The sequence below is a fragment of the Amycolatopsis sp. NPDC049252 genome (genome assembly GCF_043197175.1).
GTDB lineage: Bacteria > Actinomycetota > Actinomycetes > Mycobacteriales > Pseudonocardiaceae > Amycolatopsis.
Genome location: NZ_JBICSQ010000009.1, coordinates 168,930 through 184,457, shown reverse-complemented (window position 1 = coordinate 184,457; position 15,528 = coordinate 168,930). Strand labels below are relative to the sequence as shown.

Annotated in this window: 12 protein-coding genes; 7 read left to right on the top strand and 5 right to left on the bottom strand. The window is 70.9% G+C overall.

What is annotated here, in order from left to right; all coding sequences use genetic code 11:
* Positions 1–47: 47 nt before the first annotated feature.
* Positions 48–2,573, bottom strand: coding sequence for a valine--tRNA ligase (gene valS / locus ACGFMK_RS14895; RefSeq protein WP_392762408.1), 2,526 nt, complete (start codon positions 2,571–2,573; stop codon positions 48–50).
* Positions 2,574–2,582: 9 nt separating this feature from the next.
* Positions 2,583–3,839 carry an MFS transporter gene (locus tag ACGFMK_RS14890; RefSeq protein ID WP_392762405.1) on the bottom strand — a complete coding sequence of 419 codons (1,257 nt, stop codon included), beginning with the start codon at positions 3,837–3,839 and terminating at the stop codon, positions 2,583–2,585.
* Between the two features lie 61 nt (positions 3,840–3,900).
* On the opposite strand from ACGFMK_RS14890, the gene ACGFMK_RS14885 reads away from it, so the two are divergent.
* Genes ACGFMK_RS14885 through ACGFMK_RS14875 form a run of 3 tightly spaced genes read left to right on the top strand, consistent with a single transcriptional unit; the run spans position 3,901 to position 6,967 of the window.
* A complete protein-coding gene (locus ACGFMK_RS14885; RefSeq protein ID WP_392762403.1) occupies positions 3,901–4,404 on the top strand; it encodes an ArsR/SmtB family transcription factor in 504 nt (167 codons plus the stop codon).
* A 43-nt stretch (positions 4,405–4,447) separates the two neighbouring features.
* Positions 4,448–5,896: a GTPase HflX gene (hflX, locus tag ACGFMK_RS14880; RefSeq protein ID WP_392762400.1), complete on the top strand. Its 1,449-nt coding sequence runs from the start codon at positions 4,448–4,450 to the stop codon at positions 5,894–5,896.
* A 51-nt stretch (positions 5,897–5,947) separates the two neighbouring features.
* Positions 5,948–6,967: a hypothetical protein gene (locus tag ACGFMK_RS14875; protein WP_392762397.1), complete on the top strand. Its 1,020-nt coding sequence runs from the start codon at positions 5,948–5,950 to the stop codon at positions 6,965–6,967.
* Positions 6,968–7,183: 216 nt separating this feature from the next.
* Here the strand turns inward: ACGFMK_RS14875 and lexA are convergent, their stop codons facing one another.
* A complete protein-coding gene (gene lexA / locus ACGFMK_RS14870; protein ID WP_364385062.1) occupies positions 7,184–7,843 on the bottom strand; it encodes a transcriptional repressor LexA in 660 nt (219 codons plus the stop codon).
* 357 nt (positions 7,844–8,200) lie between these two features.
* Here lexA and ACGFMK_RS14865 point away from each other — a divergent pair, with 357 nt between their 5' ends.
* From ACGFMK_RS14865 to ACGFMK_RS14850, 4 genes are all read left to right on the top strand, one after another.
* The gene (locus tag ACGFMK_RS14865) at positions 8,201–8,674 is read left to right on the top strand and encodes a LysM peptidoglycan-binding domain-containing protein (protein WP_392762394.1); all 474 of its coding nucleotides are present in this window, start codon (positions 8,201–8,203) and stop codon (positions 8,672–8,674) included.
* A gap of 298 nt (positions 8,675–8,972) precedes the next feature.
* Positions 8,973–9,467, top strand: coding sequence for a transcriptional regulator NrdR (gene nrdR / locus ACGFMK_RS14860; protein ID WP_328442711.1), 495 nt, complete (start codon positions 8,973–8,975; stop codon positions 9,465–9,467).
* A gap of 30 nt (positions 9,468–9,497) precedes the next feature.
* Positions 9,498–12,308: a vitamin B12-dependent ribonucleotide reductase gene (locus ACGFMK_RS14855; protein ID WP_392762389.1), complete on the top strand. Its 2,811-nt coding sequence runs from the start codon at positions 9,498–9,500 to the stop codon at positions 12,306–12,308.
* 36 nt (positions 12,309–12,344) lie between these two features.
* Positions 12,345–12,863, top strand: coding sequence for a hypothetical protein (locus tag ACGFMK_RS14850; RefSeq protein WP_392762388.1), 519 nt, complete (start codon positions 12,345–12,347; stop codon positions 12,861–12,863).
* Here the strand turns inward: ACGFMK_RS14850 and ACGFMK_RS14845 are convergent.
* Complete coding sequence (locus ACGFMK_RS14845) at positions 12,860–13,249, bottom strand: VOC family protein (RefSeq protein WP_392762385.1); 390 nt, start codon at positions 13,247–13,249, stop codon at positions 12,860–12,862. The two genes, ACGFMK_RS14850 and ACGFMK_RS14845, sit on opposite strands and share 4 nt — an antisense overlap.
* A 171-nt stretch (positions 13,250–13,420) precedes the next feature.
* A complete protein-coding gene (locus tag ACGFMK_RS14840) occupies positions 13,421–15,433 on the bottom strand; it encodes a prolyl oligopeptidase family protein (RefSeq protein WP_392762384.1) in 2,013 nt (670 codons plus the stop codon).
* Between the last annotated feature and the right edge of the window lie 95 nt (positions 15,434–15,528).

Here is a 15,528-nt window from a genome sequence, read left to right as displayed (position 1 = left end):
CCTGGTGGGCCGCCGCCGGTTCCTGACCGGGGCGGCCCACCCGGGCGTCAGCCGCCGACCTTGGCTTCCACCGCGAAGTCGCCTCCGCGGGTCGTGACGTCCGCGATCCCGCCCGCGACGCGGATGTCCGGCTCGATCTCCGCGAACCGGGCCAGCACGTCGGCCGGGCCCGTCACCGTCAAGGTTTCCACCGCCGTGCGCATCGAGACCTTCGCGTCCGTCTTCGCCCGGCGGACCGCCGCGATCACCTCGCCCGCCAGCGTCAGCAGCTTCGGGTCACCCTCGACCGACAGGCCCGAGGGCCACGCGGCGCGGTGCACCGAACCCGGCTGCCACCACGACCAGACCTCTTCGGTCGCGAACGGCAGGAACGGCGCGAACAGCCGCAGCAGCGCCGACAACGCCGTCACCAGGGCCGCCTGGGCGGACGAAGCGCCCGAGGCGCCGCTGTCGCCGTACGCGCGGCCCTTCACCAGCTCGACGTAGTCGTCGCAGAACGTCCAGAAGAACGTCTCGGTCACCTGCAGCGCCCGCGCGTAGTCCAGGTCCTCCAGCGCCGCCGTCGCCTGCTCGATGACGACCGTCAGGGAGGCCAGCAGCGCCCGGTCCAGCGGCTCGGTGACCGCCGCGGACGGCGAAGGCACGCCGAGGCCGAGCACGAACCGGCTCGCGTTGAGCAGCTTCGTCGCCAGCCGGCGGCCCACCTTCATCTGGCCTTCGTCGACCGCCGTGTCGACGCCGGGGCGCGCGCTCGCCGCCCAGTAGCGCACCGCGTCCGAACCGAACCGCTCCAGCAGGTCAACCGGCGTCGTGACGTTGCCCTTGGACTTCGACATCTTCTTGCGGTCGGGGTCGAGGACCCAGCCGGCGATCGACGTCTCCCGCCACGGCAGCACGCCGTGCTCCAGCTCCGCGCGCACCGCCGTCGAGAACAGCCAGGTGCGGATGATCTCGTGCGCCTGCGGCCGCAGGTCCATCGGGAAGACCCGGTCGAACAGGTCGTCGTCGAGGCTCCAGCGGCCGACGATCTGCGGGGTGAGCGACGACGTCGCCCACGTGTCCATGACGTCGGCCTCCGCGACGAAACCGCTCGGCACGCCTCGCTGGTCTTCGGTGAATCCGGGCGGCACGTCGCTGCTCGGGTCGACCGGCAACGCGGCGTCGTCCGGCAGCAGGCGCGCGTCGTAGTCCGGCTCGCCGTGCTCGTCCACCCGGTACCACAGGGGAATCGGCACGCCGAAGAACCGCTGGCGGCTGACCAGCCAGTCGCCGGCGAGGTTCTCCACCCACGACGAGTAGCGCACCTTCATGTGCTTCGGCACCCAGTTCAGCTCTTCGCCGCGGGCGAGCATCTTCGCGCGGAACGCCTCGTCGTTCCCGCCGTTGCGCAGGTACCACTGCCGGCTGGCGACGATCTCCAGCGGCTTGTCGCCCTTCTCGTAGAACTTCACCGAGTGCGTGATCGGCCGCGGTTCCCCGCGCAGGGCCCCGGATTCGCGCAGCAGGCGGACCAGGATCTCGCGTCCCGTGTGGACGGTCTTGCCGACCAGCGGCGCGTACGCCTCGGCCGGCACGCCGTGCGGCGCGTCGGGCAGGAACCGGCCGTCCCGGCCCAGCACGACCCGGGTGGCGAGCCGCAGCTCGCGCCACCACGTGACGTCCGTGGTGTCGCCGAAGGTGCACACCATCGCGATGCCGCGGCCCTTCTCGGGGTCCGCGAGGTGGTGCGCCACCACGGGCACCTCGACGCCGAACACCGGCGTCCGCACGGTCTTCCCGAACAACGGCTGGAAGCGTTCGTCGTCCGGGTGCGCCACCAGCGCGACGCACGCGGGCAGCAGCTCGGGCCGGGTCGTCGCGATCACGACGTCCGCGCCGTCGGGACCGGTGAACGCGAGGTCGTGGAACGCGCCGGGCCGCTCCCGGTCCTCCAGCTCGGCCTGCGCGACGGCGGTGCGGAACGAGACGTCCCAGAGCGTCGGCGCTTCGGCCTGGTAGGCCTCGCCGCGGGCGAGGTTGCGCAGGAACGCGCGCTGCGAGATCAGCCGCGAGTCGTGCCCGATCGTCTGGTAGGTCATCGTCCAGTCGACCGACAGCCCGAGCTGCCGCCACAGCTGCTCGAAGACCTTTTCGTCGGTCACCGTCAGGGATTCGCACAGCTCGACGAAGTTGCGCCGCGAAATGGAAACGACGTCCTTGCCCGGCTTCTCCGGCGCCCGGAAGCCCGGATCGTAGGGCAGCGACGGGTCGCAGCGGACGCCGAAGTGGTTCTGCACCCGGCGTTCGGTCGGCAGGCCGTTGTCGTCCCAGCCCATCGGGTAGAACACCTCGGCCCCGCGCATCCGCTTGAACCGCGCGAGCACGTCGGTGTGGGTGTAGGAGAAGACGTGCCCGATGTGCAGCGACCCGCTGACCGTCGGCGGCGGGGTGTCGATCGAGTAGATCTCGGCGCGGGTCTTCGTGCGGTCGAAGCGGTAGGCGCCGGTGGACTCCCATACGGGTACCCACTTGGCCTCCAGACCGTCGACACCGACCTTGTCCGGGACCTCGGGGCTCGTGAAGGGAGTTGTCATGAAGCAACTCTAGGCGGCGCCGGAACCCGTTTCCGCCGAGGTCGGCAGATCACGCATGTGCCGCAACGGCGAGAAGACCACCCACGCCACCGCGGAGATCGTGCCGGCGACCGCCACCCACACCGCGGTGCGCAGGCCGAGCCATTCGCCCAGTGCGCCGCCCAGCAGCCCGCCGAGCGGAATCGTGCCCCAGACGACGAACCGCACGCTCGCGTTCATCCGGCCGAGCAGCCGGTCCGGGCAGATCGCCTGGCGGTAGGAGACCCCCGCGACGTTGTAGACGATGATCCCGAACGCCATGACGGCCAGGCCGAACCCGGCGAGGACGAGCCGCCAGCCCGGCGCGGCCAGCGGGACCAGCAGGTAGGCCGGCATGGTGAGCAGCGGCACCAGCCAGATCGCCCGGGCCTGGCCGATCCGCCGGGTGATGGCCCGCGAACAGAGCGCGCCGAGGATGCCGCCCGCGCCGCCGACGCCCAGCACCAGGCCGACCACGGCCGGCGTCAGCCCCAGGGTGCGCGTCAGGAACAGCACCCGGACCGCGGTGAAGGCGGCGTCGAAGAGGTTCGCGATCGCCGTGCACGCCACGATCGCGCGCAACGGCTTGTCGGCGAAGACGAACCGCAGGCCCTCGCCGATCTGCCGGCTCAGCGGGGCGTGGCCACCGCGCTCGGGCTCGGGCTCCACCGCCCGGATGCGGAGCAGGCACAGCGCCGAGGTCAGGTAACCGAGGCCGGTGATCAGCACGGTGTTCGCGGCCGTGACCAGCTGGACCAGCACACCCGCGCCGCTCGGCCCGGCGATCATCGCGACCGACTGGACCGACTGCAGCTTCGCGTTGCCCTCCAGCAGGTGCTCCCGGCCGACGAGCGAGGGCAGGTAGGACTGGTAGGCGACGTCGAAGAACACCGTCGCGATGCCGACGAGCAGCACGACCACCAGCAGCTGGAAGAGCGTCAGGATCCCGGCCCACCAGGCGAGCGGCACGGTGAGCAGCAGCGCGAAGCGGGTGAAGTCGGCCGCGAGCATGATGCGGCGGCGGCGCAGCCGGTCGACCCACACCCCGGCGGGTAGCCCGAGCAGCAGGAACGCGAGCGTCTCCGCCGCGGTGAGCAGGCCCATCTCGAACGGTGTCGCGGCCAGCGTCACGACCGCGAGCAGCGGGACGGCGGTGTTCCCGACGAACGTGCCGAGCTGGCTGGCCGTGTCGCCGGCCCACAGCCGCCTGAAGTCGGCGTGGAAGAAGAGTGATGACCCCCTGGACATGGGCCCGAGTCTGCCGCGAGTGATTGGAAAGTGTCAATCACTGGCGTTCTAGGCTGTGCCCGTGCTCCCCGCGAAACGTCGTACCGCGACCGAAGCCGAGGCCGCCGCGCTGGCCTCCGGAATACGGCTGCGCATCATCCGGTTGACCTTCTCCGAGGCCCTGACCAACAAGGAGCTCGCCGAGCGGCTCGGCCGCGACCCGGCGACCACCCTGCACCACGTGCGCAAGCTCGTGGACACCGGCTTCCTGGCGGCCCAGCCGCCCCGGCGCGGCACCCGGGGCGCCCGGGAAATTCCCTACCTCTCCACGGGACTTTCGTGGACACTCGACTCATGCGGTGATCGGGGCGTTGAAGAGGCGGTGCTCGAGGCCTATCTGGCCGAGATCGCCGAAACCGGGTTCGAGGGCGTGCACCAGTCACGCCTGGTCGTCCAGGTGGCCCCCGAGGAGCGCGAAGAGCTGGACAACCGGCTGAACGACCTCCTCGAGGAGTTCCGCGCGCGCCCGCGCCGTCCCGGCGCGGAACGCACCGCGATCTACCTCGCCACCTATCCGAGCAGCTGAAGAAGTTCGGTTCCGCGTCGAAACGTGGGACCATGGAGGCACGATGACAGATCTGACACACACCGAAGACCACGACGACGACCTGTACGACGCCGAGCTGTCGACGGGCGAGATGGAGCTCGAGGACCGCGCGTCACTGCGCCGGGTCGCGGGGCTGTCCACGGAGCTCGACGACGTCACCGAGGTCGAGTACCGGCAACTGCGGCTCGAACGGGTCGTCCTGGTCGGCGTGTGGACCGAGGGCACGGCCCTGCAGTCCGAGGCGTCGCTGGCCGAGCTGGCGCGCCTGGCCGAGACGGCGGGCTCCGAAGTCCTCGAAGGTCTCATCCAGCGGCGGACCAAGCCGGACCCGGCCACCTACATCGGCTCGGGCAAGGTGCGGGAGGTGCGCGACATCGTCGGGTCCACCGGCGCCGACACCGTGATCTGCGACGGCGAGCTCTCGCCGGGCCAGCTGCGGCAGCTCGAGGAGAAGGTCAAGGTCAAGGTCATCGACCGGACCGCGCTGATCCTCGACATCTTCGCCCAGCACGCCCGGTCCAAGGAGGGCAAGGCGCAGGTCGAGCTGGCCCAGCTGCAGTACCTGATCCCGCGCCTGCGCGGGTGGGGTGCGTCGCTGTCCCGGCAGGCCGGTGGCCGGGCCGGGGGCGCGAACGGCGGTGTGGGCCTGCGTGGTCCCGGTGAGACCAAGCTCGAGACCGACCGGCGGCGGATCAACAAGCGCGTGGCGAAGCTGCGCCGGGAGATCGCCGCGATGGACACCATCCGCGAGACCAAGCGCGGCCGCCGGCTGGCCAACGAGGTGCCCAGCGTGGCGATCGTCGGCTACACGAACGCCGGCAAGTCGAGCCTGCTCAACGCGCTGACCGGGGCCGGGGTGCTGGTGGAGGACGCGCTGTTCGCCACCCTCGACCCGACCACGCGGCGCACGCAGACCGCGGACGGGCGCACCTACACGCTGACCGACACCGTCGGGTTCGTCCGGCACCTGCCGCACCAGTTGGTGGACGCGTTCCGCTCGACGCTGGAAGAGGCCGCCGACGCGGACCTGCTGGTGCACGTGGTCGACGGGTCCGACCCGGCGCCGGAGGAGCAGGTCAGCGCCGTGCGCGAGGTGCTCGGCGAGATCACGCGCAAGCGCAAGGAGCCGCTCCCGCCGGAGCTGCTGGTGATCAACAAGACGGACGCGTCCGACGAGGTCACCCTCGCCCGGCTGCGGCACGCGCTGTCCGGCTCGGTGCAGGTCTCGGCCCGCACCGGCGCCGGCATCCCGGAGCTCGTCGAGGTGATCACCGAACGCCTGCCGCGGCCGGAGGTCACCATCGAGGTCCTCGTGCCCTACGCGCACGGCGAGCTCGTCGCGCGGGCGCACGCGGAGGGCGAAGTGCTGGAAGAGGAGCACGTCGAGGAGGGCACGCGCCTGCTGGCGCGGGTCCGCCCGGATTTCGCCGCCGCTTTGCGGGAGTACGAGACCAACTCGACCAGGGCCTGACACGTCTCCGTAGTGTGCGACCAGGTTGGCCGCACACTACGGAGGTGCTGGGTGCGCTTGGCGGTCGCGGTGGCGGCGGGTTTCTTGGCTGTGCTGGCTGGGCCGGTGCCCGCGTCGGCGGCTCCGGCCGTGGAACCCCTGTGCACGGTCAAGGACTCCCGGATCGGTGAGCTGTCCGGGCTCGTGTCCGACGGCGAGCACCTCTACGCGATCAACGACGGCGGCACCAAGGTCCAGGTGTTCGTGCTCGGGCGGGACTGCAAGGTGCAGAAGGTCCTCACCGACAAGACGGACCCGTTCGACGTCGAAGACCTGGCCCGCACACCGGACGGGCGGCTCTGGCTGTCCGACACCGGTGACAACCAGAAGGGCCGGCTGACCGTCGCGCTGCTCGAGCTGAGCCCGCAGGGGAAGCTCACGCTGCACCGGCTGACCTATCCCGACGGCCAGCACGACACCGAAGCGCTGATCATGGACAAGGCGGGGAGGCCGTACCTGATCACCAAGGACGTCCTCGGCGAGGCGAAGGTCTACCGGCCGCAGGGCCCGCTGGCCAGCCCCGGGCCGACCAACCTCGAGAAGGTCGGCTCGGTGAAGATCGAGGCCACCGACACGCCGGGCGGCCCGGTCGGGTCGATCGGCTCGGTACTGGTGACCGGCGGCGCGTCGAGCGCCGACGGCACGGTCGTCGCGCTGCGCACCTACACCGACGCCTACCTCTACGCCGCACCCGACGGTGATGTCCTCGCCGCGCTGCAGCGCACCCCGGTCCGGATTCCGTTGCCGGGGGAGAAGCAGGGGGAGGCAATTGCGTTCGACCCCGACGGGACGCTGCTTTCGGGCAGCGAAGGCGTCGGCCAGCCTCTCCGCGCGGTGCGGGGCGCGGCGGCTCTGGCCGCGCAGTCCGGCGCACCGGCGGAGGGAAAGACCTCGACCGGCGCCGGCGCTTCGTCCGGTGCGGCGGGGGACGGGGCCGGGCTCCCCGTCCTCCCCGCCGCCGGGATAGCGCTGGCCGCGGTCGGGATCGGCTGGTTCGGGATCAGCAGGCTGCGCCGCCGAAGCCGCCGGTAGGCGAGCTTGGCTCCCCACGGCCAAGATCACTCGATCCGGTGAAGATCAGCCCCGTCTCGGCGGTGCGATCCCTGGCCTTCACATCCAAGGCGACCGAGATGGGGGTCCGGGGGCACGCCCCCGGGCGGGTCTGGGGGTTGCACCCCCAGGAGACACCTGGAGCGAGCGGCCGTGGTCCGCGCTTTCCGCGGACACACCCCCACCCGCTCCCGCTCGCTACAGGCGACGCAGGACGGCCACGACCTTGCCGAGCACCGTCGCGTCGTCGCCGGGGATCGGCTCGTACGCCTCGTTGTGCGGCATCAGCCAGATGTGGCCGCCCTTGCGCTTGAACGTCTTGACCGTGGCCTCGCCGTCGATCATCGCCGCGACGATCTCGCCGTTGTCCGCGTCCGGCTGCTGCCGGACCACGACCCAGTCGCCGTCGGTGATGGCCGCGTCGATCATCGAGTCGCCGGTGACCTTGAGCAGGAACAGCTCGCCCTCGCCGACGATCTCCCGCGGCAGCGGGAAGACGTCCTCGATGGCCTGCTCGGCCAGCACCGGGCCACCGGCGGCGATCCGGCCGACCAGCGGCACGTACGCCGCCTTCGGCATGACCGGCTGCTGGTCCATCTCGATGCCCATGGGGTTGTCGTCGGTCGCCGACAGCACGCCGACCGCGCGCGGCCGGTTCGCGTCCCGGCGCAGGTAACCCTTGCGCTGCAGGGCCCGCAGCTGGTGGGAGACCGACGACGTCGACGTCAGGCCCACCGCTTCCCCGATCTCGCGCACGCTCGGCGGGTAGCCGAACCGGCTGACCCAGCCGCGGATCACGTCGAGAACCTGCTGCTGGCGGACGGTGAGGGTCTCGTCGACGTCGTACACCTCGGGCATCGAGGCCACCTTGCCGGTGCCCCCGGGGGACCCACTGGTCCTGCCCGCCTTGTTCTCCTTCGCCACTGCGTCGCCTCCCAGACGTTCGCTGCACGTATGCGCGCCGGCCGCCGCCCACGGGGTGCGGGCAGCCTGGCCGGCGGCATCTGCCCGGCAGATGCCCTGGTCACCGACGTTAGCCTCCGGGCACGGCGATTTCAAACATCTGTTCGATCGACACGCCGTGTCCGCTCGATTTTGTCGGTGGTAGGTGGTAGACCTTCGCACGGACGTTCGATAGAACGCCTGTTCGACCTTGATCAGCGAACCGCAGTGGTTCCGGAATCAGGCGGACACCAGGGTTTAGAGGAGGTTCGGATGTCCATTCTGGCCGAACGCGGTCCGGCTCGCCCGGCGACCCCGGTTCCGGCGCAACCCCGCCCTGTGCGCGTGCTGCGCGGGCGGCGCGGTGAGGTGCAGCGCCCGCCGACGCGCGCGAGGGTCGTCGCGGGCCGCCGGCCGGCCGGCGCGCCCTGCGCGACGCCGCGGCGGGTGCCGGTGCGGTGGCCGTGGCTCGCCGCACTCGCCGTCGCGAGCTGTCTGGTGGTCACCGGATTGGGTCTTCTGGGCGGCGGTGGCGCGGGCGCTCCGGTGCCCGAGTCGACCGCCACGGTGTCGGTCGGACAGGGCGACACGCTGTCCGCGCTGGCCGCCCGGTTCGCGCCGAACAGCGACACTGGCGCGGTTGTCGCGAGGATCAAGGAGCTCAATCGCCTGGACCAGGCCGTTCTGGTGCCCGGGCTGCCGCTCACGGTCCCCGTGGCCGACCCGGCCGCCGTTCCCGCACCCTGACTCGCGGGCGCCGTCAACCACCCTCACCCGGGCGAGGTCCTGTCCGGTCGTGTCGCTTGCGCGGGCCAGTCCCGAGTCCTACTCTCTGCCGCTATATGTAGTAGTTACACCGCTGTAGTTGGTCCACAGGTTGGGGTAGACTGGGCAGCAGTTGTCCACAGTTGACCGGCTCTTACCCACCGGATGTCCACATGTCGATCACCAGGGTGCAGGGGTGCCCGGTGGTCGCAGCACGGCCGCGCGTGGCGGCCGGGACGTCGACCGGGGCGGCCGGCGCGGAGGGGAAGGTGATCGGCGGATGAGGTGCCCGTTCTGCCGGCATGCGGACTCTCGGGTCGTCGACTCCCGAGAGGTGGATGAAGGCCAGGCGATCCGCAGGCGGCGCTCGTGCGCGTCGTGCGGAAGGCGGTTCACGACCTCGGAGACGATGGTGCTCGCCGTCGTGAAGCGTTCCGGGGTCACCGAGCAGTTCAACCGGGACAAGGTGGTCAGCGGGGTCCGGCGTGCGTGCCAGGGCCGTCCGGTCGACGACGACGCGCTGCAGCAGCTCGCGCAGCGCGTGGAGGAGTCGATCCGGTCCGCGGGCCTGGCCGAGATCCCGAGTCACGAGGTCGGCCTGGCGATCCTGGGCCCGCTGCGTGAGCTCGACGGGGTCGCCTACCTCCGGTTCGCCAGCGTCTACCGCTCGTTCTCCTCGGTCGAGGACTTCGAGAAGGAGATCGCCGACCTTCGTGAGGCCATCGCGGGTGCTGCTGCGCCGAAGGAGAGCGATCAGCGCGACGACGGCGATTGACCGTCCCGCTGCGGGAGTGAGGGTTCGACCATGACCGAAACCGTGGGGACCGGGGCCAGGGCGGCCACCGGCAAGAAGAACAAGGCCGCCGGCGGGCTGAGCGTGAAGCGTGTCTTCACCACCGAGGGCGAGCACCCGTACGACCAGGTCACCTGGGAACAGCGGGACGTCGTGATGACCAACTGGCGCGACGGCTCGGTCAACTTCGAGCAGCGTGGCGTCGAGTTCCCCGAGTCGTGGTCGGTCAACGCCACGAACATCGTCACCAGCAAGTACTTCCGCGGCGCCGTCGGCAGCCCGCAGCGCGAGCGCAGCCTCAAGCAGCTGATCGACCGCGTGGTGCACACCTACGTCGGGGCCGCGCGCGACCACGGCTACTTCGCCACGCCGCAGGACCTCGAAATCTTCGAGCACGAGCTCACCTGGATGCTGCTGCACCAGGTCTTCAGCTTCAACTCCCCGGTCTGGTTCAACGTCGGCACGGCGTCGAAGCAGCAGGTCAGCGCGTGCTTCATCCTCGCCGTCGACGACACCATGGAGTCGATCCTCAACTGGTACCGCGAAGAGGGCCTGATCTTCAAGGGCGGCTCCGGTGCCGGGCTGAACCTCTCCCGCATCCGTTCCTCGAAGGAGCTGCTCACCTCGGGCGGCACCGCCTCGGGCCCGGTCTCGTTCATGCGCGGCGCCGACGCCTCCGCGGGCACCATCAAGTCCGGCGGCGCCACCCGGCGCGCGGCGAAGATGGTCGTGCTCGACGTCGACCACCCGGACATCGAAGAGTTCATCCAGACCAAGGCGCGCGAAGAGAAGAAGATCAAGGTCCTGCGCGACGCCGGGTTCGACATGGACCTCTCCGGCGCGGACATCTCCTCGGTGCAGTACCAGAACGCGAACAACTCGGTCCGCGTGTCCGACGAGTTCATGCAGGCCGTCGAGAACAACACGGACTTCGCGCTGCGCGCCCGCCTCACCGGCGAGGAGCTCTCCCGCACCGACGCGAAGCAGCTGTTCCGCACCGTGGCGCAGGCCGCGTGGGAGTGCGCCGACCCCGGCATCCAGTACGACGGCACGATCAACGACTGGCACACCTGCCCGGAGTCCGGCCGGATCACCGCGTCCAACCCGTGCAGCGAGTACATGCACCTCGACAACTCGAGCTGCAACCTGGCGTCGCTGAACCTTCTCAAGTTCGTCACGCCCGAGGGCACGTTCGACGCGCCGCTGTTCGCCCGCGCGGTCGAGTTCGTGATCACCGCGATGGACGTCTCGATCTGCTTCGCGGACTTCCCGACCGAGCCGATCGCCGACACCACGCGGAAGTTCCGCCAGCTCGGCATCGGTTACGCGAACCTCGGCGCGCTGCTGATGGCGCTGGGCCACGCGTACGACTCCGAAGGCGGCCGCGCGCTGGCCGCGGCGATCACGTCGCTGATGACCGGCGTGTCCTACCGGCGCTCGGCCGAGCTGGCCCAGGCCGTCGGCGCGTACGAGGGGTACGCCCGCAACGCCGAGGCGCACCAGCGCGTCATGCGCAAGCACGCGGCGGCGAACGAGCTCGTCCGCACCTACCACGCCAACGACGCCGCGGTCCGCTCGCTGGCGACCGAGGAGTGGAAGCGCGGCATCGACATCGGGACGAAGCACGGCTGGCGCAACGCGCAGGCGTCGGTGCTCGCCCCCACCGGCACCATCGGCTTCATGATGGACTGCGACACCACCGGGATCGAGCCGGACTTCTCGCTGGTGAAGTTCAAGAAGCTCGTCGGCGGCGGCTCGATGCAGATCGTCAACCAGACGGTGCCGCGCGCGCTGGAGGCGCTGGGCTACCAGACCGAGCAGGTCGAGGCGATCGTCGAGTTCGTGGCGCAGAACGGTCACGTCGTGGACGCGCCGGGCCTGCGCCCGGAGCACTACGAGGTGTTCGACTGCGCGGTCGGCGCGCGTTCGATCGCGCCGATGGGGCACGTCCGGATGATGGCCGCGGTGCAGCCGTTCCTCTCCGGCGCCATCTCGAAGACCGTCAACATGCCGGAGTCGGCGACGGTGGAAGAGGTCGAGGAGATCTACTTCCAGGGCTGGAAGCTCGGCCTCAAGGCGCTGGCCATCTACCGCGACAACTGCAAGGTCGGCCAGCCGCTGTCCACCGGCAAGAAGGACAAGGCCGCGGCCGAGCCGGAGAAGGTCGTCGAGTACCGGCCGGTGCGCAAGCGCCTGCCGAAGAAGCGCCCGAGCCAGACGGTGTCGTTCACCGTCGGCGGCGCGGAGGGCTACCTGACCGCGGGCTCGTACCCGGACGACGGCCTCGGCGAGATCTTCGTCAAACTCGGCAAGCAGGGTTCGACGCTGGCCGGCGTGATGGACGCGTTCTCGATGTCGATCTCGGTGGGCCTGCAGTACGGCATCCCGCTCGAGTTCTACGTCTCGAAGTTCTCCAACCTGCGCTTCGAGCCGGCCGGGATGACCGACGACCCGGACATCCGGATCGCCACCAGCGTGCTGGACTACCTGTTCCGCCGGCTGGCGCTGGACTACCTGCCGGAGGAGAAGCGGGCGCAGCTGGGCATCCTGTCCGCGGACGAACGCTCGGCCGAGGTCGAAGCCGGCTACGGCGGCAACGTGGACCTCGGCGCCTTGCAGTCCACAGTGGACTCCTCGCCGGAGCCGCACGCGGACGAACCCGAGCACCCGCACCGCGAAGCCCAGACGACGACGGAGCTGATGGAGCTCCGCCTCGGCAAGGCGGCGGACGCCCCGCTGTGCATGACGTGCGGAACGAAGATGCGCCCGGCGGGCTCGTGCTACGCCTGCGAAGGCTGCGGCGCGACCTCGGGTTGCAGCTGACCGTTTTCCCGTTGCGTGGCCCGGGACACTGGAGTCGTGATCGACGACTTCGTGTTCGCGGGCCACGCCGCGGTCGCCGGCGGCGCCCAGCGGCTGTCGGTGAGCGACTGCCTCGTCGACCTCGTCCCGGCCGAGCCCGGCGGGGACGGCTGGTTCGGCGACCTCGCGACCGCGGCGGCCCGCGGTGAAACGGTGCTCACCGCCGGGGTCCCCGTGGAGCACGTCGAACGCCTGCTGGCCGACCTGGCCGCCGCGGGCTGGGTGCGGGGAAGCGGTGGCCTGCCGGACCGGCTGGGCCACCGGCCCCCCGTGCCGTGCGGGCGCGTCCTCGGGTTCGAGCCGATCGGGTTCGACGACGGTGTCTGGCACTCCTGGGCCTGCCTCGGCGGCCTGGTCGACGACGTCCGCGCGGCGACCGGCATCCGCCCGGCCGGCAACGGCCTGATCCAGGCGGAAGCCGACGCCCGTGAAGCCGCCCGCTGGCTGACGGCGTCCGGGTTCGGCGACCCGAAGGTGTTCTTCTGGACCCCCGCCGTGGTGCTCGGCGCCCGCTAGCGCACGATCTCGGCGATGCCGAGCATGTTGCCCTCGCTGTCGCGGAACCACGCGGCCCGCTCGCCCCGGCCCTTGCTGGGGTAGTTGCCCTCGATGTCCATGATCCCGCCGGCACAGCCGTCGTACTCCTCGAACACGACGCCGCGGGCGCGCAGCTCGGCGACCGCCGCTTCGACGTCGTCGACGTAGAACCCCAGCTGCGTGAACGAGCCGTCGGACGCGCCGGCGGAGGCGTAGAGGCAGAACACGCCCGACTCGCTCTCGTACCGCAGGCCGCCGGGCCGCTCCTCGGCCGGCTCGAGGCCGAGCTTCTCGGCGTACCACCGGCGGGCGCGGGCCAGGTCCTGGGTGGGGATACGGGCTTCGAACCGCAGGGTGATCGGCATCCTCCCGATGGTAGGCCTCGGCGGCACCGGGGCGGCAAGCTGACCGCGGGCAGCACCGATCCCGCGCGCCACGCCGACGTCGTCGAAACGCCGGACCGGAACTTCTCGATCGCGCCCGTGCTGAAAAGGTGGATCGACCAGGTGACGTTCCCGTGCCACGGAGAGAGAACTTCACTTCGTGAGCTGCTCCCACAGGAACTCGAAGACCAGCGCCCACTTGAACGCCAGCTGCTCGTTGTCCGCCGCGGCGCCGTGGCCGCCCTCGATGTTCTCGTGGTAGCGGACGTCGTGCCCCTGCTCACGCATCCGCGCCACCATCTTGCGGGCGTGGGCGGGGTGCACGCGGTCGTCGCGCGTGGACGTCACGAACAGCGACGGCGGATAGGACACTCCACTGTGGACGTTCTGGTACGGCGAGTACTTCGAGATGAACTCCCACTCGGCGGCCTCGTCCGGGTCGCCGTACTCGGCCATCCACGACGCGCCGGCCAGCAGCAGGTGGTAGCGGCGCATGTCCAGCAGCGGCACCTGGCTGACGATCGCGCCGAACCGCTCCGGGTAGCGCGTCAGCATCACGCCCATCAGCAGGCCGCCGTTGCTGCCGCCCTGGATGCCGAGCCGCTCCGGCGTCGTGATGCCGCGCTCGGCGAGATCCGCGGCGACGGCGGCGAAGTCCTCGTACACCCGGTGCCGCTGCGCCTTGATCGCCTGGGTGTGCCAGCTCGGCCCGTACTCGCCGCCGCCGCGGATGTTCGCGACGACGTACGTGCCGCCGCGCGCCAGCCAGCCGCGGCCGATCATCCCGCTGTAGGACGGCGTCAGCGACACCTCGAAGCCGCCGTAGCCGGTCAGCAGCGTCGGGCCGCCTTCGGCGCCGGACGGCCGGACCACGAAGTACGGGATCTTCGCGCCGTCCTCCGACGTCGCGAAGTACTGCGCGACGTCCATCCCCGAAGCGTCGAAGAACGCCGGAGCCTGCTTCAGCACCTCGACCTCTTCGCCGACGTGGCCGTAGCTGAGCGTCGACGGCTGGAGGAAGCCGCTGGAGTCGATCAGGTACTCGTCGCTGACGTCGGGATCGGTGTCGAAGATGTCCGCGCTGCCGAACTCCGGCCCGCCGGACAGCGGCTCCTCCTGCCAGCCGCCGGCGCCCGGCGTGAGCGTGCGCAGCTCGGTGCGGACGTCGCGCAGCAGGCCGAGCAGCAGGTGGTTGCGCGTCCAGGCCCAGTAGTCGAGCGACGTGTGCGCGTCGGGCGTGAACAGCGTCGTGAAGGCCCGGTCGCCGTCCATGAAGGCGTCGAAGAGGATGGCGATCAGCGAGCCGGCCGGGTGCTCGGTGCCGCCGACGGTCCACGCCGTCCGCGGCCGCACCAGCAGCCATTCGCGGTGCAGCGACGCGCTCGCGTCGTCCGGGACGTCGATCTTGACCAGCCCGTCCGGCGTCCGCAGGTACAGCTCGGAGCGGTAGAAGTCGATCGCGCGGCTGACGAAGTCGCGCTCGAAACCCTCGGTCGGGTCGTGGGACGCGCCGATCGAGACGTCGTCCGCCTTGCCTTCGTAGACCACCGTCGCCGCTTCGATCGGGGTGCCGCGGCGCCACTCCTTGGCCAGCCGCGGGTAACCCGAGCTGGTCAGCGTGCCCGGGCCGAAGTCCGTGCCGACGTACACGCGGTCCTCGTCGATCCAGCCGATGCGCGTCTTCGCCTCCGGCAGCGCGAAGCCCCCCTCGACGAACTCGTGCGCGTCGAGGTCGAACTCGCGGACCACGGTGGCGTCGGCGCCGCCGCGCGACAATTCGACCAGGCCGCGGTGGTAGCCGGGCCGCAGCACGGTCGCGCCCTGCCAGACCCAGTTCTCACCCTCGGCCTCGGCCAGCGCGTCGACGTCGAGCAGCAGTTCCCACTCGGGCTCGGCCTGGCGGTAGGACTCCAGCGTCGTCCGCCGCCACAGGCCGCGGGGGTGGCTCGCGTCCTGCCAGAAGTTGTAGAGCAGCTCGCCGCGGCGGCGCACGTACGGGATCCGGTCGTCGGCGTCGAGCACTTCGCGCAACTCGTCGCGGACGTCGGCGAAACGTTCGCCGGCGGTCAGCTCGGCGAGCGTTTCGCCGTTGCGGGCGCGCACCCAGTCCAGTGCTTCCTCGCCGGTCACGTCTTCCAGCCACAGGTACGGATCCTCGACACTCATACCGACAGTTTCGCCCGGTGACGGGCCCGGCGGCCACCGGGTGGCGTTTTCGTTTCGTGATCCGGGTCCCTTCGCGCGTCCGTATGCTGGGCGAA